The sequence below is a fragment of the Caballeronia sp. 11_S32 genome (assembly GCF_056930355.1).
In genome coordinates, this window is sequence record NZ_JBXOWH010000003.1 from 480,209 (window position 1) to 497,244 (window position 17,036).

Annotated in this window: 15 protein-coding genes and 1 tRNA gene; 11 read left to right on the forward strand and 5 right to left on the reverse strand. The window is 63.6% G+C overall.

The features are described 5' to 3' along the window. Positions 1-79: 79 nt before the first annotated feature. Positions 80-155: transfer RNA gene (locus AC1Z32_RS13845), tRNA-Lys, on the reverse strand. A gap of 180 nt (positions 156-335) precedes the next feature. Here AC1Z32_RS13845 and AC1Z32_RS13850 point away from each other — a divergent pair. From AC1Z32_RS13850 to AC1Z32_RS13860, 3 genes are read left to right on the forward strand one after another with little or no spacing between them, the layout of a single operon-like run. After that, positions 336-743 carry a PaaI family thioesterase gene (locus AC1Z32_RS13850; protein ID WP_483479193.1) on the forward strand — a complete coding sequence of 136 codons (408 nt, stop codon included), beginning with the start codon at positions 336-338 and terminating at the stop codon, positions 741-743. Continuing rightward, positions 744-1,613, forward strand: a complete 870-nt coding sequence (locus tag AC1Z32_RS13855; RefSeq protein ID WP_483479194.1) for a patatin-like phospholipase family protein — start codon at positions 744-746, stop codon at positions 1,611-1,613. It begins immediately after the preceding gene. Between the two features lie 10 nt (positions 1,614-1,623). Continuing rightward, positions 1,624-2,100: an OsmC family protein gene (locus tag AC1Z32_RS13860; RefSeq protein WP_483479195.1), complete on the forward strand. Its 477-nt coding sequence runs from the start codon at positions 1,624-1,626 to the stop codon at positions 2,098-2,100. A gap of 12 nt (positions 2,101-2,112) precedes the next feature. Here AC1Z32_RS13860 and AC1Z32_RS13865 read toward each other — a convergent pair whose 3' ends face one another. Beyond that, the gene (locus AC1Z32_RS13865) at positions 2,113-3,129 is read right to left on the reverse strand and encodes a D-2-hydroxyacid dehydrogenase family protein (protein WP_483479196.1); all 1,017 of its coding nucleotides are present in this window, start codon (positions 3,127-3,129) and stop codon (positions 2,113-2,115) included. Between the two features lie 487 nt (positions 3,130-3,616). Between AC1Z32_RS13865 and AC1Z32_RS13870 the strand changes: the two genes are divergently transcribed. Continuing rightward, the gene (locus AC1Z32_RS13870) at positions 3,617-5,488 is read left to right on the forward strand and encodes a phosphoenolpyruvate carboxykinase (GTP) (protein WP_483479197.1); all 1,872 of its coding nucleotides are present in this window, start codon (positions 3,617-3,619) and stop codon (positions 5,486-5,488) included. A 322-nt stretch (positions 5,489-5,810) separates the two neighbouring features. Beyond that, positions 5,811-6,896, forward strand: a complete 1,086-nt coding sequence (locus AC1Z32_RS13875; RefSeq protein WP_483479198.1) for a LysR family transcriptional regulator — start codon at positions 5,811-5,813, stop codon at positions 6,894-6,896. An 87-nt stretch (positions 6,897-6,983) separates the two neighbouring features. On the opposite strand, the gene AC1Z32_RS13880 is transcribed toward AC1Z32_RS13875, so the two are convergent. From AC1Z32_RS13880 to dprA, 3 genes are all read right to left on the reverse strand, one after another. Beyond that, positions 6,984-9,629, reverse strand: a complete 2,646-nt coding sequence (locus tag AC1Z32_RS13880) for a DNA topoisomerase III (RefSeq protein WP_483479199.1) — start codon at positions 9,627-9,629, stop codon at positions 6,984-6,986. Between the two features lie 171 nt (positions 9,630-9,800). Continuing rightward, positions 9,801-10,178: a thioredoxin family protein gene (locus tag AC1Z32_RS13885; protein ID WP_483479200.1), complete on the reverse strand. Its 378-nt coding sequence runs from the start codon at positions 10,176-10,178 to the stop codon at positions 9,801-9,803. 73 nt (positions 10,179-10,251) lie between these two features. Then, positions 10,252-11,463 (reverse strand): DNA-processing protein DprA, encoded by a 1,212-nt coding sequence (dprA, locus tag AC1Z32_RS13890; protein WP_483479201.1) that lies wholly within the window; start codon positions 11,461-11,463, stop codon positions 10,252-10,254. 201 nt (positions 11,464-11,664) lie between these two features. On the opposite strand from dprA, the gene def reads away from it, so the two are divergent. From def to AC1Z32_RS13920, 6 genes are all read left to right on the forward strand, one after another. After that, positions 11,665-12,168 (forward strand): peptide deformylase, encoded by a 504-nt coding sequence (gene def, locus AC1Z32_RS13895; RefSeq protein ID WP_062601484.1) that lies wholly within the window; start codon positions 11,665-11,667, stop codon positions 12,166-12,168. Between the two features lie 3 nt (positions 12,169-12,171). After that, entirely contained in the window at positions 12,172-13,140 is a 969-nt protein-coding gene (gene fmt / locus AC1Z32_RS13900) for a methionyl-tRNA formyltransferase (RefSeq protein ID WP_483479202.1), read from the forward strand. A 70-nt stretch (positions 13,141-13,210) separates the two neighbouring features. Then, complete coding sequence (locus AC1Z32_RS13905; RefSeq protein WP_483479203.1) at positions 13,211-13,858, forward strand: LysE family translocator; 648 nt, start codon at positions 13,211-13,213, stop codon at positions 13,856-13,858. Positions 13,859-14,000: 142 nt separating this feature from the next. Beyond that, entirely contained in the window at positions 14,001-14,855 is an 855-nt protein-coding gene (gene htpX, locus AC1Z32_RS13910) for a zinc metalloprotease HtpX (protein WP_062601481.1), read from the forward strand. 152 nt (positions 14,856-15,007) lie between these two features. Then, positions 15,008-16,426, forward strand: coding sequence for a 16S rRNA (cytosine(967)-C(5))-methyltransferase RsmB (gene rsmB / locus AC1Z32_RS13915; RefSeq protein ID WP_483479204.1), 1,419 nt, complete (start codon positions 15,008-15,010; stop codon positions 16,424-16,426). Further along, a complete protein-coding gene (locus tag AC1Z32_RS13920; protein ID WP_483479205.1) occupies positions 16,423-17,019 on the forward strand; it encodes a DUF4390 domain-containing protein in 597 nt (198 codons plus the stop codon). Before rsmB ends, AC1Z32_RS13920 begins: the two co-directional genes overlap by 4 nt. Positions 17,020-17,036 lie beyond the last annotated feature (17 nt).

Consider the following 17,036-nt stretch of genomic DNA (forward strand, 5'->3'; position numbering starts at 1 on the left):
TTTGCCTACACAGTGCCTACATGGAATCCAGAAAGCAAAAAGCCCGGTCGCAGTGACCGGGCTAAGTGCTTGAATTTGTTGGTGGGGCGTGAGTGACTCGAACACTCGACCTACGGATTAAGAGTCCGCTGCTCTACCAACTGAGCTAACGCCCCAACAGAAGCGAAATTATAGCGGGAGCTTTTGCAGCAGCGCAAGCCCCCGCGCGGAAAATTCTTAGATTTTTGACGAAACCTTCAAACGGGGCGCATCTCCGGTCACGCGGCAGCCCGGTATCATGGCGCATCCTTCGCGACCGCGACGCCCCCGACGCAAGAACAATCCCAGAAAGCACCATGGACGAAACCGCCATCCGCGCCTTGCTCGACAGCATCCTCGCCCCGTGGGTCAAGGAGCTGCGCCTCGCGCCCGAATCCATCGCCGAAAAGGCCGTCACGCTGCGCCTGCCGTACTCCGATCACCTGCGCCACGCGGGCGGCGTCATCTGCGGGCAAGTTTTCATGGCGGCAGCGGACACCGCAATGGTTGTCGCCATTTCTCACGTCCTCGGCGGCTTCCAGCCAATGACCACCGTCTCGCTGAACACCACATTCATGCGCCCGGTAAAGACAGGCGACGTGCTGATCACGGCGCACATCCAGCGTCGCGGCCGCAACCTCGTCTTCGGCGAAATCGACATGCACGACGACCAGGGCGAACTCGCCGCCCACGCGACAACCACCTACGCGCTCATCAATAAATAAATGTTCGACCAGGTCGTATTTGCCGGCGGCGGGAACCGCTGCTGGTGGCAAGCCGGTTTCTGGGACGTCATCCAGCCGGAACTGAATCTCCGGCCGCGCATCATCGCGGGCATATCGGCGGGCGCCGCGACGGCCTGCATGCTCTACACGAACGAGTCGCGCCGGGTCATGGACTACTACGCCCACGTCCTGCGCGACAACACCCGCAACGCCTACTGGGGCAACCTGCTGCGCGGCCAATCGGTGTTTCCGCACTACCGCATCTATCGTCAGGCGCTGCTCGACATCTTCGCGGAGCGCTTCCACGATCTCGCGAAAGCGCCTGAAATCCGCATCGGCGTGTCGCATCTGCCGCGCTGGCTCGGTGCCCGCAGCGCGGTGGCGGCGGGGCTCATCGCGTATAACATCGAAAAGTACGTGCGCAAGACGTTGCACCCGACGCTCGGCCAGGCGCTCGGTTTTCATCCGGAATTCGTGAAGGCGCAGGAATGCGAGACGATCGAAGATCTCGCCGATCTGATCCTGCAATCGTCGAGCACGCCGCCTTTCACGCCGATCCTCCGACGCAACGGCCGCCCGGTCCTCGACGGCGGCATGGTCGACAACGTGCCCGTCTCCGCACTCGATGCATCGCCCGGCCTCGTCCTCGTGATGGTCACGCGCCTCTATCCGCGCGAGCGCATGTTTGTCGTGCCGCACGCGGAGCAGCAGCGCATTTACATTCAGCCATCGCGCAAGGTGCCGATTTCGAGCTGGGACTATACGAGCCCCTCGCAAATGCAACATGCTTACGACCTGGGCCGCGCGGACGGCGAGGATTTTCTCGAGCGCCTTCCGCGTCTGATGGAGACCGCAGCGCATCTCGCTTGAGGAGCAGACCGTGGCGAAGAAGCACACGTATCAACTGACCGTCGACTGGACCGGCAATCTCGGCTCCGGCACCTCCGCCTACGATGCCTATTCGCGCGATCATCTCGTGCGCGTCGGCACGAAGGCCGCGATCGAAGCATCGAGCGATCCGGCTTTCCGCGGCGATCCCGCCCGTCACAATCCTGAAGAACTGTTCGTGGCATCGCTGTCGTCGTGCCACATGCTCTGGTATCTGCATCTGTGCGCGACGAACAAGATCGTCGTGACGGGCTATGTCGATGAAGCCATCGGCACGATGCAGGAAGAGTCGAAGGGAGACGGGCGCTTCGTCGATGTGCTGCTGCGCCCGCGCGTGACAATCGGCGCAGGCGGCGACGCCGGTCTCGCGACGCGCCTTCACGAAGAGGCGCACCGCTTCTGCTTCATCGCGAACTCGGTGAATTTTCCGGTGCGCTGCGAACCGTCGATCGAAATCTCGACGCTCTGACGCCGGCGAAACTCAACGGCGGCGCGCGTGCTGGAGCGCTTCTTCGTTGAAGACGCTCGACGTATCGCCCGCATCGAACGCGAGGATGTTTCTGAACGCCGCGCCGAAGTAGAGTTCGTAGCTTTCGCGCTCCACATAACCGATGTGCGGCGTGCAGATCACATTCTCGAGGCGCAGCAGGCCGTAGCCTTGCAGAATCGGCTCGCTTTCGAAGACATCGACCGCGACCATGCCCGGCCGGTTGTGATGCAGCGAGTTGAGCAGCGCATTCTCCTCCAGCAATTCCGCGCGGCTCGTGTTGACGAAGAGCGCGGTCGGCTTCATGCGCATCAGATCGTCCTGCTTGACGATGCCCGTGGTCTCATCGGTCAGGCGCAGATGCAGCGTGAGCACATCGCTTTGCTCGAAGAGCGCCTCGCGGCTTTCGGCGACGGCGAAGCCATCCTCGCGCGCCGCGCTCTGCGAGTGCTCGCGCCCGTAGACGAGCACGTTCATGCCGAACGCCTTGCCGTAGCCCGCCACCAGCTTGCCGATCTTGCCGTATCCCCAGATGCCGAGTGTCTGCCCGCGCAGCACTTGCCCGAGACCGAAGTTCGGCGGCAGCGCGGACGTCTTCAGCCCCGACTGCTGCCACGCGCCCTGCTTCAGATTCGCGACGTACTGCGGAATGCGCCGCTGCGCCGACATGATGAGCGCCCACGTCAGTTCGGCCGGCGCAACCGGCGAGCCCGTGCCCTCCAGCACCGCGATGCCGCGCTCCGTGCACGCATCGATATCGATGTGGCCGCCGCCTGCGCGTCCCGTCTGGCTGATCATGCGCAGCTTGGGGCATTTGTCTAGCAATTGCGAACTGATGCGGGTGCGTTCGCGGATCAGCACGAGGGCGTCGACTTCCGAAAGTCTGCTGGCCAACTGTCCGAGACCACGCACCGTGTTATTGAAGACTTTCACCTCATGGTCATCGAGCAAATGGAAGCAATCGAGCTTCCGGACGGCGTCCTGGTAGTCGTCGAGAATGGCGATTTTCATGGGCATTGATTGGCTTTTGTTAGGCATCAAACGTGCTGCGTTTTGATCGGGCGCGAGAATAGAGCACTTAACTTCGGGTAAATACCGATAAATTGCGCTCTTTTCCGAGTTATTGCGCTGCATCACATGGTTCAGGCGATGCGGTGTTATGCTTGACTCCCCATTTTTCGGGAGCCTCGTGTGTCCGCGCCAGAATAAAGAAATTCTGCGCAACTAGCGGAAAACACGGTAATCCGCGAGGAGACAGGCCACTTAGTATCTCTTTTTAACAGTTTGTTCCTTTGCGACGCAAGCCGCGAAAGGTACGGTTTGCTGTGTAAAGAATTCATGTCCGTGACGCCGCATTGGCTCGCGAACCGCTTTTCGTGCGATGAAAGAGCGCATCACAACTGCACGAAAGCGCCCGGCGGTTCGAGTCGCAAACGCCTCTCGCATGCAGCGTCGATGGGCGAAAGGTTTTTCATTGCAGAAGAACGGAGACAACTCGATGAACCAGCCCGCAGTAGTCGAAGACAACGATAAAAGCGCCGTCGAAATCGAAGCGCCGGCTTATGTCCGGCACCGACGACTCATCGAATGGGTGCAGCGTGTCGCGGCTCTGACCAAGCCGGACCGCATCGAATGGTGCGACGGTTCGCAGGAAGAATACGACCGGCTTTGCGCACAGATGGTCGAAGCCGGCACGATGAAGAAGCTCAATCCCGAGAAGCGCCCGAATTCCTTCCTGGCCTGCTCGGATCCCTCGGATGTGGCGCGCGTCGAAGACCGCACCTTCATCTGCTCGCAGCGCCGCGAAGACGCCGGCCCCACGAACAACTGGATCGATCCGCAGGAAATGCGCGTCACGCTCGACGGCCTGTTCGACGGCGCGATGCGCGGCCGCACGATGTACGTCGTGCCATTCTCGATGGGCCCGCTCGGTTCGCCGATCGCGCATATTGGCGTGGAGCTTTCGGATAGTCCGTATGTCGTGACGAACATGCGCATCATGACGCGCATGGGCCGCGCCGTGTACGACGTGCTCGGCGAAAACGGCGCGTTCGTACCGTGCGTGCATTCGGTGGGCGCGCCGCTCGCCGATGGCCGCAAGGACGTCGCGTGGCCGTGCAACGATACGAAGTACATCGTTCATTTCCCGGAATCGCGCGAGATCTGGAGCTTCGGCTCGGGCTACGGCGGCAACGCGCTCCTCGGCAAGAAGTGCTTCGCGCTGCGCATCGCGTCGACGATGGGGCGCGACGAAGGCTGGCTCGCCGAGCACATGCTGATTCTCGGCGTGACGTCGCCGCAGGGCCGCAAGTATCACGTCGCGGCGGCGTTCCCATCCGCGTGCGGCAAGACCAACTTCGCGATGCTGATTCCGCCGAGCGATCTCAACGGCTGGAAGGTCACGACCATCGGCGATGACATCGCGTGGATCAAGCCGGGCCGCGACGGCCGCCTGTACGCGATCAACCCGGAGGCGGGCTATTTCGGCGTCGCGCCGGGAACGAGCGAAAAGACCAACTTCAATGCGATGGCCACGTTGAAGGAAAACGTGATCTTCACGAACGTCGCGCTGACCGACGATGGCGATGTCTGGTGGGAGGGCATGACCGACACGCCGCCCGCGCATCTGATCGACTGGCAAGGCCGCGACTGGACGCCGGCGATCGCGAAGGAAACCGGCGCGAAGGCCGCGCATCCGAACGCGCGCTTCACGGCGCCGGCTTCGCAGTGCCCGTCGATCGATCCGGACTGGGAGAACCCGGCGGGCGTGCCGATCGACGCGTTCATCTTCGGCGGACGCCGCTCGAACACCGTGCCGCTCGTAACCGAAGCGCGCAACTGGAAGGAAGGCGTCTACATGGCGGCGACCATGGGCTCGGAAACCACCGCCGCCGCGGCCGGCCAGCAAGGTGTCGTGCGCCGCGATCCGTTCGCGATGCTGCCGTTCTGCGGCTACAACATGGCCGACTACTTCGGTCACTGGCTGAAGGTGGGCGAGCGTCTCGAATCCGCGAACGCGAGGGCGCCGAAGTTCTTCTGCGTCAACTGGTTCCGCAAGGGCGACGACGGCAAGTTCGTCTGGCCGGGATTCGGCGAGAACATGCGCGTGCTGAACTGGATGATCGGTCGTGTCGAAGGCACGGCGAAGGGCGAAGAGCACGCGTTCGGCATTTCGCCGCGCTACGAGGACATCGACTGGGGAGTCCTCGGCTTCACGCGCGAGCAGTTCGAGCAGGTCATCTCGGTGAACGACACGGCCTGGCGCGACGAATTGGCGCTGCACGCCGAACTCTTCGCAAAGCTGAAGCACGGCCTGCCGGAAGCCTTGCCCGAGGCGAAAGCGGGCATGGAGAAACGTCTTGCGGCGTGATGCCACAGCGGATTGATGACGAAAACTGAATCAATCCCGAAAAAAACGGGCCCGTGCGAACGGGCCCGTTTTTTCTTGCCTACACCGCCAAAATCATTGCCGCCAGTGCTTTTCGAAGTTTCGCCTATCGGCGTAGGCTGATCCTTGTGTTGTGTAAAACGCAACAATCGGTGATCTTTCATCGGCGTAAGCGGCCTAACTGCCAGATTTTTTTCGACTTTTTCGTGCCTAGCGGCAACTTCTGCATGATTGCCCCGGTCCTAGGATAATCCTGAATTGCTTTGCAGCAGAATTCGAGCCGTCTAGCGGCAGGAGTTGTCTTATGGATCATTTGCAGTCGATGAGAGTGTTTGTCCGCGTCGCCGATCTCGGGAGTTTCGCCCGGGCCGCGAGCGCGATGGACATCTCCAATGCGGTGGCGACGCGCCACGTCGCGGACCTGGAAGGCCGCCTCGGCACGCGCTTGCTCAACCGCACGACGCGCAGCCTTTCGCTCACGGAGTCCGGTCAGGTCTATCTGGAGCGGGCCCGTCAAATTCTCGACGAGCTTGAAGACGTCGAACAAATGGTGGTGGCGCGCAATCACGAACCGCTCGGTTCGCTCAGGATCGTCGCGCCCGTGGTATTCGGGCTGCACAATCTCGCGCCGGTCCTCCAGACCTACGCGCAACGTTATCCGAAGGTCGTCCCCGACGTGACGCTGGTCGACCGTCAGGTGGATCTCGTCGAGGAAGGTTTCGATGTCGGCATCGTTATCGCGCGTCAGGTGAAGAGCGCGAGCATCGTGACGCGGCGTCTGACGACCGGTTGCATGACCGTCTGCGCGACGCCCGCGTATCTGGAAAAGCACGGCACGCCGACGCGTCCCGAGCATCTGCTCGAGCATCCGTGCCTGAGCCTGCCGTCCGAATATTGGGGCGACGAGCGCGTGTTCACCGGTCCGGAGGGCGAGGTGCGCGTGCGGCCGCAGAACGTGATCATTGCGAACAACACGGAAATGCTGCGGCAGTTCGCGCTGCTCGGCATGGGCATCGCGATTCTGCCGAGCTATCTGATCGGCAACGACACGACGCGCGGCCAGCTCGTGCGCCTGCTCGGCGACTATCAGTTGCCGCAGGTCGAGATCAACGTCGCGTATCCGAGCCGCCGTCATTTGCCGGCGAAGGTGCGCACGTTCATCGATCACCTCGTCGAGCATTTCAGCCAGACGCCGAATCATCAGGTGAGCGAGCAGTGGATTCGCGATGGCCGCGGCAGGCCCGCGCCGGCTGCGCACGCCCACTACGAGCACGCCGATGAAGACGCGGCGCCCGCGCCGCGCTCGCGTCCTATCGACGGCGAACTGGCGCCGAAGCTTTCGAAACCGTCGCGAACGCGAGGGCGCATGCCGGCGGCATCGCCGTTTTGAAAGGCTCGCGCGAAGCGCAAATGAGCAAATGAAAAACCCCCGCGAATCGCTTCGCGGGGGTTTTTCTTTACGGCCTGGAAAAAAGGATCAGCTCGACTTCTTCGCCGCGGTCTTCTTCACCGCGGCCTTTTTCGCGGGCGCCTTCTTCGCCGCGGTCTTCGCGGACGTCGTCTTGGCGGCTACGGCGACATCGCTATCGCCGGCTTCATCGCCGCTGTCGGCTTGCGCCTCCGCTGCCGCGCCGCGCTTCGCCGCCGTTTTCGCCGCCGGCTTGCCTTCCTTCTTCTCGAACTCGAAGCCGATCTTGCCGTCCGGCTGCTTCACGAGAAACGCCTTGAAGTTGCGTCCGGTGCGCGACGACTTGAAGTTCGTCAGAAGATCAGTGCGGCCTTCGTTCAGCAGCTTTTCCATCTGCTCGCGCGCGATTTCCTGCTGGAGAATCACCTTGCCCGAGCGGAAATCGCAAGTCTTCGGGTTCGACACCGAGTTCTCGCACACGTAGCTCATGCCGTGCTCGAACACGCGCGACTGGCACTTCGGACATGCGCCGACGGGCGTCTGCTCCGAGAAGTCGGGCGGCTCGCCGTCTTCGCCGCCGCTGTCCTGGCCGAAGTCGAATTCGAGCTTGTAATTCTTGATCTCGTCGTCGAGGGCGAGCTTGAGAATGGCCGAGAACGGACGGCCCATCTTGCTGCGGAAGCCCGACAGCGGCCCGATGGTTTTCTCGCGCAGCAGTTCCTCGACTTCCGGAATCTCGAACTGGCGTCCGCCCGGAATCTTCGAAATGGAGAACTCGCACTTCGTGCACGCGAAGCGGCGATAGTTTTCCTTCACCTGCGCGCCGCAATTCGGGCACGGCGTTTCGAGCGTCGCGTAATCGCCGGGGATCGTGTCGGAGTCGTATTCCTTCGCGCGCTTGACGATGGTCTGCGTCATGCGCGCGATTTCCTGCATGAACGCATCGCGATGCAGGTTGCCGCGCTCCATCTGCGAAAGCTTGTGCTCCCATTGACCGGTCAGCTCGGGCGCGGTGAGTTCCTCGACGCCCAGGCCACGCAACAGCGTCATCAACTGGAACGCCTTCGCCGTCGGGATCAGTTCGCGGCCTTCGCGCACCATGTACTTTTCGCCGAGCAGACCTTCGATGATCGCCGCGCGCGTCGCCGGCGTGCCGAGGCCCTTCGCGGCCATCGCGTCACGCAATTCTTCGTCTTCCACGAGCTTGCCGGCGCCTTCCATCGCGGAAAGCAGCGACGCTTCGTTGTAGCGCGCGGGCGGCTTGGTCACGAGACCCTGCGCCGCGACCTTCTCGACATCGACCTTTTCGTCCTTCTGCACCGGCACGAGATTGCCGTCCTCGCCCGCGGCTTCGCGGCCGTAGATCTGCAGCCAGCCCGGCTCGACGAGCACCTTGCCTTCGGTCTTGAAGTGATGCCCCGAGACTTCGGTGATGCGCGTGGTCACGAGATATTCCGCAGCCGGGAAGAACACCGACAGGAAGCGCTTCACGACGAGGTCGTACAGCTTCTGCTCCGGCTCGGACAGCGATTTCGGCGCCTGCAAAGTGGGGATGATGGCGAAGTGATCGCTGATCTTCGAGTTGTCGAAGATGCGCTTGTTCGGCTTCACCCAGCCTTTGTCGAGCACCTGCTTGGCGAACGGCAGATAGTTGTTGCTCTCCTTGAGCATGGTCATCGTGTCCTTGACCGTATTCAAGTAGTCCTCGGGCAGCGCGCGCGCATCGGTACGCGGGTAGGTCAGGACCTTGTGCTTTTCATACAGTGCCTGCGCGAGGCCGAGCGTGTTCTTGGCCGAAAAGCCGAAGCGGCTGTTGGCTTCGCGCTGCAAGCTGGTCAGGTCGAACAGGAGCGGCGACATTTGCGTCGACGGCTTCGATTCCTCGGTGACGGTGCCGGTCTTGCCGCGGCACGCCGCCACGATCGACTCCGCTGCCGCGAGGCTCCAGAGGCGCGAATCGCGCTGCTCGGGGTCGTTTTCTACGCGCTTGAACTTCGGATCGAACCAGCGGCCCTCGTACAGCCCTTTCGCGGCGATGAACTCGGCACGCACTTCCCAATAGTCGCGCGGCACGAAGCGGCGGATTTTCTCCTCGCGTTCGACGACGATCGACAACGTTGGCGTCTGAACGCGGCCGACGGTCGTCAGGAAGAAACCGCCGCCCTTGCTGTTGAACGCGGTCATCGCGCGCGTGCCGTTGATGCCGACGAGCCAGTCGGCTTCCGAGCGGCAACGGGCGGCATCGGCGAGCGGCTGCATGTCGGCGTCGCTGCGCAGATTCGCGAAACCTTCGCGGATCGCGGCGGGCGTCATCGATTGCAGCCACAGGCGCTGGACCGGCTGCTTCGCCTTCGCGTGCTGCGCGATCAGGCGGAAGATCAGCTCGCCCTCGCGCCCCGCGTCACATGCGTTGATGAGGCGGTCGATGTCCTTGCGCTTCATCAGCTTCGTCAGGACTTTCAGGCGCGATTCGCTCTTCGCGATCGGGTTCAGGTCGAAATGCGGCGGAATGACCGGCAGGTTGGCGAAGCTCCATTTGCCGCGCTTGACGTCGTACTCTTCCGGCGCCGCGATCTCCAGCAGGTGGCCGACCGCGGAGGAGAGCACATAGTCGTCGCTCTCGTAGTACTCGTCATGCTTGGTGAAGCCGCCCAGCGCACGCGCGATGTCGTTCGCGACGGAGGGCTTCTCAGCGATGATCAGGGCTTTGGACATGACTCAATATAGTTGGGAACTGGCAGCGGCCCGGTTTGGACTGCTTTAACGTCCGCTTTATAGCACAGGCTTTGCGCGGTGGGCGCCGAAGCGCGAATCCGGGCGTTTCAATATGTGGTCGGCGACGCGCGCTTCGAACGGGGCCAAATGCGTGTTTCGCACGCGCCGCGATCAAGCCGCAGCAAGCGCCGGGCGCAGTTTCGGCGCACCGACCATGCCCGGCAGCGCGGTCAGATCCGTCAGCATCCGCTCGACGATGGACGCCTGCGGCAGCACCGTGCCGAAGAAGCGCGTGGTCACCGAATCCTCGATCAGGATGGTCGGAAAATTTTCCACGTCGAGGTCATCGAAGCGGTCGGCGTGATTCTCGATATCGATCCACGCAAAGCAGATATCCGGATGCGCGTCCGCGAGCTTGTCGAAGCCCTCGCGATATTCGCGGCAAGTCCCGCACCATTCGGCGCACAGGCAGGCGACGAACAGCGTGCCGGGCACGGCAATGCGCTCCGCGATGCGATCGGCATCGGTATCGAGATTCAACGCGGACATGGCGGTGCGGGATCCTTTTCGGTATCGACTGCGGGGACGGCTCATTTTTCCGCGAATGTAGCACGACGCAGCTTCATGAGCGCTCCACCGCCGTGTAGCGGCCGCCAGGAAGCACGGCCACATGCCCCGAAAGCTCGAGTTGCAGCAACGCGCCCTGGAGCGCCGCGCCGTCCAGATCGGTGCGCGCGGCGAGAATTTCAAGCGTGGCGGGCGCGTGACCGAGCGCATCGAGCACGCGGCCGGCATCGCCGCACATGGCGGAATCGGACAATGCCGCCGATGCCCATGACACGCCGGCCGGACGCGGCTCCGCACGTTTCCTGGCCGTCCCGGCCAATGTCGCGCTTCTGGCCGGGACACCGAACTCCTCGAGGACTTCCTCCGGCGTCTCGACGAGCTTCGCCCCCTGCTTGATCAACCGATGACAGCCCTGCGAAAGCGGCGCGTGAATCGAGCCGGGAATCGCGAAAACATCGCGCCCCATGTCGTTCGCGAGACGAGCGGTGATGAGCGAGCCGGAGCGCATGGCCGCCTCGACGATCAGCACGCCGCAGGACAGGCCCGCGATCAGGCGGTTGCGCTGCGGGAAGTTGGCCGAGCGCGCGGGCGTGCCGAGCGGCCATTCGGAGAGAATCGCGCCGTCGCGGGCGATTTCATGCGCGAGCGTGTGATGCGCCGCCGGATACACGAGATCCGCGCCCGTGCCGATCACCGAGAGCGTGCCGGCGGCACCCTCCAGCGCACCTCGATGCGCGGATGCGTCGATGCCGAGCGCGAGACCCGAAACGACGACGATGCCGGCATCCGACAGCACGCGAGCGAAGCGCCGCGCATCTTCGAGCCCTTGCGGCGTGGCGTGCCGGCTGCCGACGATCGCGACCGCGCGCATTTGCAGCAAGTCGAGCCGGCCTTTCGCGTAGAGCAGCGGCGGCGGGTCCGGCATGGTGAGCAGCGCCTGGGGATAGGCGGAATCGGCGAGGGTCAGAATGTGATTCCCGGGTTCCGACGCCCATATCAGAGCCGCTTCAATATAGTCGCCGAACGGGACGCTTTCGATATCGGGCGGCGGCGCGAGCACGGCCTCGGCGGCGCTGGCGTCCGCAGCCTCGGTGAGCGATGCAAAACTCTCCGTCAACACTTCGAGTGGCCCGCCGAACGCGCCGAGCAGCGTGCGCAGCGCGAGCGGCCGCAAGCCCTTGGCATGCGCGAGCCGCAGCCAGGCGCGCAGTTCTTCGGCATCGAGTGTGGAGGCGGCTTCCCCGGTCGGCAGTGCGGCGGTCGTCATGTTAAGATTTTTGATCCGGAACAGATAAAGAATCGTCGCCCGGCCTTGGTCCAAAGGCCCGAAGCGACGCCCAATGGCCGCTTGCCGGCGGCGTTGAATCCACTGGATTCGCCCGCATATCTTCGGCATGCCGCCAACCACCCGCAACCTGGCCAAATGGCCGATTCACACGCGTCACGGCGCGCGTAGACAATCCGAATCATGGCTCTGCTCAAGATACTCAACTACCCGGACAAGCGGCTGAACAAGGTGGCGAAGCCCGTCGCCGTGGTCGACGACCGCATCCGCAAGCTCGTCGCCGACATGGCGGAGACGATGTACGCCGCGCCCGGCGTCGGCCTCGCCGCGACGCAGGTGGACGTGCACGAGCGCGTGATCGTGATCGACGTCTCCGACGAGCACAACGAACTGATGGTCTTCATCAACCCGGAACTCGTCTGGACGAGCGCGGAAAAGAAGGAATGGGAAGAGGGCTGCCTGTCGGTGCCGGGCATCTACGATTTCGTCGAGCGCCCTGACAAGGTGCGCGTGAAGGCGCTGAACGAGAAGGGCGAGACCTTCGAACTCGATTGCGACGGCCTGCTCGCGGTGTGCATCCAGCATGAGATGGATCATCTGGCTGGGCATGTGTTCGTCGAATATCTGTCGCAGCTCAAGCAGACGCGCATTCGCGGCAAGATGAAGAAGCTGGAAAAGGCGCTGTAACCAATGACTCAATCGCTGCGCGTGGTGTTCGCCGGAACGCCCGAATTTGCTGCCGCCGCGCTCGCCGCCATTCAGGCGGCCGGTTTTTCCGTGCCGCTCGTTCTGACTCAGCCGGACCGGCCCGCCGGACGCGGCATGAAGCTGGCGGCGAGTCCGGTGAAGCGCTTCGCCGTCGAGCATGGCCTCCGGGTCGCGCAACCCACTTCGCTGCGTCGCGCGGGAAAGTATCCGCAGGAGGCGGCCGAAGCAATCGACCTGTTGAAGGCCACGCCGCACGACGTAATGGTCGTCGCGGCTTACGGTCTGATCCTGCCGCAGGAGGTGCTCGATATTCCGCCGCGCGGCGCGATCAACATTCACGCGTCGCTTCTGCCGCGCTGGCGAGGTGCCGCGCCGATCCATCGCGCGATCGAAGCGGGCGATGAAGAAACCGGCATCACGCTGATGCAGATGGACGCCGGCCTCGACACCGGCGCGATGATCCGCGAAGCGCGCACGCCGATTCTCGCCGACGACACCACCGCGACGCTGCATGACCGGCTCGCACAAATGGGCGCGGAACTGATCGTCGCTGGACTGCGCGATCTCGAACGCGACGGCGCGCTGCCGTCCACGCCGCAGCCGGATGAAGGCACGACCTACGCCGAGAAAATCGCGAAAAACGAAGCGGCGCTCGACTGGCGCCGTCCGGCGGAAGAACTCGCGCGCCAAGTCCGCGCGTTCGATCCGTTCCCGGGTGCGTCGGGCACGCTCGATGGCGCCGCCATCAAGATCTGGGCGGCGCAGGCCGTCGCTGGCGCGGGCGAGCCGGGCGTGATCGCGGAGGTATCGCCGGAAGGCATCGTCGTGATGTGCGGCCGCGGTGCGCTCAAGCTCACGATTCTCCAGAAACCGGGCGGCAAGCGTCTGCCCGTGCGCGAATTCCTCGCGGGTGCGCCACTCGCGAAAGGCCAGCGCTTCGCGCTGCAGTAACGGACGCCAGAGCAGGTGCGGCGCTAAAATAAATAGCTGTCAATACGCGCCTGTCTGTCTGGAGTTTCCGATGCTCGGCATTACCGGTTTCACCTTCTTCCTGATCGCCGTCTTTCTTCTCAACGTCACGCCCGGCCCCGATACGGCTTATATCGTCGGACGCAGCGTCGCGCAGGGGCGTGGCGCGGGCATCGTGTCGGCGCTCGGCATTTCGGCGGGCTGCATCGTTCATACGCTCGCGTGCGCGTTCGGCCTGACGGCGATTCTCGCCGCATCGGCGACGGCGTTCACCGTGATCAAGATCGCCGGCGCGATTTATCTGATTTATCTCGGCGTGCGCCTCATTTTCGCGAAGCACGACAACGCCGACGCGACGCGTGAGAAGCAGGCGAGCGAGAAAGCCGCGCCGAAGTCGCTGCGCCAGCTCTTCGCGCAAGGTTTCGTCACGAACGTGCTCAACCCCAAGGTGGTGCTGTTCTTCGTGTCGTTCTTCCCGCAGTTCGTCGCCGCCGACAGCGAGCACAAGACGCTCGCGTTTCTCACGCTCGGCATCGTGTTCATCGCGATGAGCACGGTCTGGAACAGCTTCGTCGCGTGGATCGCGGGCAGCGTCACCGAGCGCTTCGCAGGCAAGTCGGGCGTGAAGAAGTGGCTGGACCGCGGCGTTGGCAGCGCGTTCGTCGGCCTGGGCATCAAGCTCGCGACGACGCATGGATAAATCGCTTCAAATTGCGTCGGCGCGGATTGAATTATTGATGGATGCCCCTATCTAACATTTTGCTTACAATTGTCGTCCCGGCCATGTCGGCCGGGGCCACCGCGCATTTCGCGCAGCGTATTCAAGGAGAGGAGCTCCGGACATGTTCAACTGGGTCAAAACCGCGATGCTGATGGCTGCGATCACGGCCCTCTTTGTCGTGATCGGCGGAATGATCGGCGGATCGAAGGGCATGATGCTCGCGCTGATCATCGCGCTCGGCATGAATTTCTTTTCGTACTGGTTCTCGGACAAGATGGTTCTGCGCATGTACAACGCGCAGGAAGTGGACGAGACCACCGCGCCGCAGTTCTATCGCATGGTGCGCGAGCTCGCCACGCGCGCTCAATTGCCGATGCCGCGCGTCTACCTCATCAACGAAGACGCGCCGAACGCGTTCGCCACGGGCCGCAACCCCGAGCACGCGGCGGTCGCGGCGACCACGGGCATTCTGCGCGTGCTGTCCGAGCGCGAGATGCGCGGCGTGATGGCGCACGAACTGGCGCACGTGAAGCACCGCGACATCCTGATCTCGACGATCTCCGCGACGATGGCCGGCGCGATCTCCGCGCTCGCGAACTTCGCGATGTTCTTCGGCGGGCGCGACGACGAGGGCCGTCCGTCCAATCCTATCGCGAGCATTCTCGTGGCGATCCTCGCGCCGATCGCGGGCGCGATGATCCAGATGGCGATTTCCCGCGCGCGCGAGTTCGAAGCCGACCGCGGCGGCGCGGAGATTTCGGGCGATCCGCAGGCGCTCGCGAGCGCGCTCGAGAAGATTCACGCCTACGCGACCGGCGTGCCGTTCCCGACGGCGGAAGCGCATCCGGCAACCGCGCAGATGATGATCATGAATCCGCTTTCGGGCGGCGGTATCGCGAATCTGTTCTCGACGCACCCGGCAACAGAGGAGCGCGTCGCGCGTCTGATGGAGATGGCGCGCACGGGCCGCTTCTGACGCGTTTCATGTCGTAATGAAGGCCGTTCCGGTTTCGCCGGAACGGCCTTTTTCTCGTTCCTCGGCCGCCCGTCCGGGCGCGCGATGCCCGCACGTTACAATCCCCGTTCACGCAAGCTGTCCGCTTGCTGCTCGACCGTTCCCGTTTCGCCATGACCGACAAGCCTTCCCGGCGGCACGCCGCCGCGCATACCCGTCTGAGCGCGCTGCGTCTCGCGCCCGATTCGCTCGCGTTCGCGCTCGACTGCGCGGCGCAAGCCGTGGGCGCGGTGCGCGCGGGTTCGGCGCTGCCGGCCGCGTTGCAGACGGTCGTCGCGTCGGGAAAGCAGGCCGCGGCGCGCGGCGCGGTGCAGGACATCGCGTATCGCGCGATGCGCCGTCTCGCGCTCGCCGATGCGCTGCTGCACAAACTCGTGAAGAAGGCGCCGCCGCCGCATGTGGCGAACGTGCTGGTCTGCGCGCTTACGCTCCTGACCGACGACGAAGCGCACGCGGCCTACGCGCCGTTCACCGTTGTCGATCAGGCGGTGAGCGCGATCGCCGCGCGGCGCGAATTCGCGTTCGCGAAGGGGCTGGTGAACGCGGTGCTGCGCAACTTTCTGCGCGAGCGCGATGCGCTCATCGGCGAGGCGCGCAAGCATCCCGTCGCGCGATGGAATTATCCGCAATGGTGGATCGACGCCGTGAAGCGCGGCCAGCCCGACGCATGGGAGCGCCTTCTCGATGCGGGCAACGCGCAAGGTCCGCTCACGTTGCGCGTGAATGCGCGCCACGCCAGCGTCGATGAATATCTCTCGCGCCTGCGCGACGCGCATATCGAAGCCGATGCAGCCGGCCCGCACGCGGTGCGCCTGAAAACGCCGATGCCCGTCGATCGCATTCCCGGCTTCGACGAAGGCGTCGTGTCGGTGCAGGACGCGGGCGCGCAACTCGCCGCGCAACTGCTCGACGTGAAAGACGGCATGCGCGTACTGGACGCGTGCGCCGCGCCGGGCGGCAAGACGGGCCATCTCCTCGAACTCGCGAACCTCGATCTGATCGCGCTCGAAAGCGATGCCGAGCGCTCGGGGCGCATCGGGCAGAATCTGTCGCGGCTGAAACTCGATGCGCAGATCAAGGTGGGCGACGCCGGCGATCCCGCGCAATGGTTCGATGGCGCGCCGTTCGATCGCATTCTCGCGGATGTGCCGTGTTCGGCGTCGGGCATCGTGCGGCGTCATCCGGACATTCGCTGGCTGCGGCGCGAATCGGATATCGGCGCGCTCGTCGAAGAGCAGCGGCGCATCCTGAACGCGCTGTGGCCGCTCGTCGCGAAGGGCGGCGAGCTGCTTTACGTGACATGTTCCATCTTTCCCGAGGAGGGCGAAGAGCAGGCTCGCTGGTTTGGAGCCGCGCATCAAGATGCGGTACGATTGGACGCGCCGGGGCAATTGTTGCCGACAGCGGCGCGTGCCAGCGCGGGCGCGGCGCAAGGTTCACCGGACGGTACAAATCTCGCGAGCCCGGACCGGGACGCGAAGCCCTTCGCGGACCACGACGGATTCTTCTACGCGCGCTTTCAGAAACGGTGACGATCAAACGCTCTTTTCCGCTTCGGCTCGCGGCCGTCATCTGGACTGCGCTGACGCTCTGGCTGACTTTCGCCGCAGCCGAACCCGCGTTTGCCGAGACGATTGCCGTGCAGCGCGCGTCGCTGCAAGCGGACAATGCCGGCTGGAGTCTCGATGCGCACTTCGACTTCGACCTCAACACCAGTCTCGAAGATGCCGTGAACCGCAGCGTGCCGCTCTATTTCACGATCGACTTCAATCTTTCGAGACCGCGCTGGTACTGGTTCGACGAAGAGCCGGTCAACGTGTCGCAGAGCATCCGACTTTCCTATCAACCGCTCACGAACGAATATCGTGTGTCGACGGGCGGCCTGCAATTGCGCTTCGCATCGCTCAATGAGGCGCTCGCGGTCATCAAGCATGTGACCTCGTGGCATGTCATCGACAGAAATCAGGTGCATGGCGGAGAAACCTATAACGCATCGGTGCGCATGCAGCTCGATATCGCATTGATGCCCAAGCCGTTCCAGATCGACGCGGTGAACAACCGCGACTGGAACCTTTCCTCGGACTGGAAGCGTTTTACTTTTACGGCGGCAGAACGTGCGAAATAGATTTCGACGCGGCCGCA

Excerpts from the sequence above, each read along its gene's own strand:
- AC1Z32_RS13905 (WP_483479203.1), top strand. The coding sequence starts at position 13,211 with ATGCTCGGCATTACCGGTTTCACCTTCTTCCTGATCGCCGTCTTTCTT.
- dprA (WP_483479201.1), bottom strand. The coding sequence starts at position 11,463 with ATGACGACCGCCGCACTGCCGACCGGGGAAGCCGCCTCCACACTCGAT.
- AC1Z32_RS13870 (WP_483479197.1), top strand. The coding sequence starts at position 3,617 with ATGAACCAGCCCGCAGTAGTCGAAGACAACGATAAAAGCGCCGTCGAA.
- AC1Z32_RS13880 (WP_483479199.1), bottom strand. The coding sequence starts at position 9,629 with ATGTCCAAAGCCCTGATCATCGCTGAGAAGCCCTCCGTCGCGAACGAC.
- htpX (WP_062601481.1), top strand. The coding sequence starts at position 14,001 with ATGTTCAACTGGGTCAAAACCGCGATGCTGATGGCTGCGATCACGGCC.
- rsmB (WP_483479204.1), top strand. The coding sequence starts at position 15,008 with ATGACCGACAAGCCTTCCCGGCGGCACGCCGCCGCGCATACCCGTCTG.
- AC1Z32_RS13855 (WP_483479194.1), top strand. The coding sequence starts at position 744 with ATGTTCGACCAGGTCGTATTTGCCGGCGGCGGGAACCGCTGCTGGTGG.
- AC1Z32_RS13850 (WP_483479193.1), top strand. The coding sequence starts at position 336 with ATGGACGAAACCGCCATCCGCGCCTTGCTCGACAGCATCCTCGCCCCG.
- AC1Z32_RS13875 (WP_483479198.1), top strand. The coding sequence starts at position 5,811 with ATGGATCATTTGCAGTCGATGAGAGTGTTTGTCCGCGTCGCCGATCTC.
- fmt (WP_483479202.1), top strand. The coding sequence starts at position 12,172 with ATGACTCAATCGCTGCGCGTGGTGTTCGCCGGAACGCCCGAATTTGCT.
- AC1Z32_RS13865 (WP_483479196.1), bottom strand. The coding sequence starts at position 3,129 with ATGAAAATCGCCATTCTCGACGACTACCAGGACGCCGTCCGGAAGCTC.
- AC1Z32_RS13885 (WP_483479200.1), bottom strand. The coding sequence starts at position 10,178 with ATGTCCGCGTTGAATCTCGATACCGATGCCGATCGCATCGCGGAGCGC.
- def (WP_062601484.1), top strand. The coding sequence starts at position 11,665 with ATGGCTCTGCTCAAGATACTCAACTACCCGGACAAGCGGCTGAACAAG.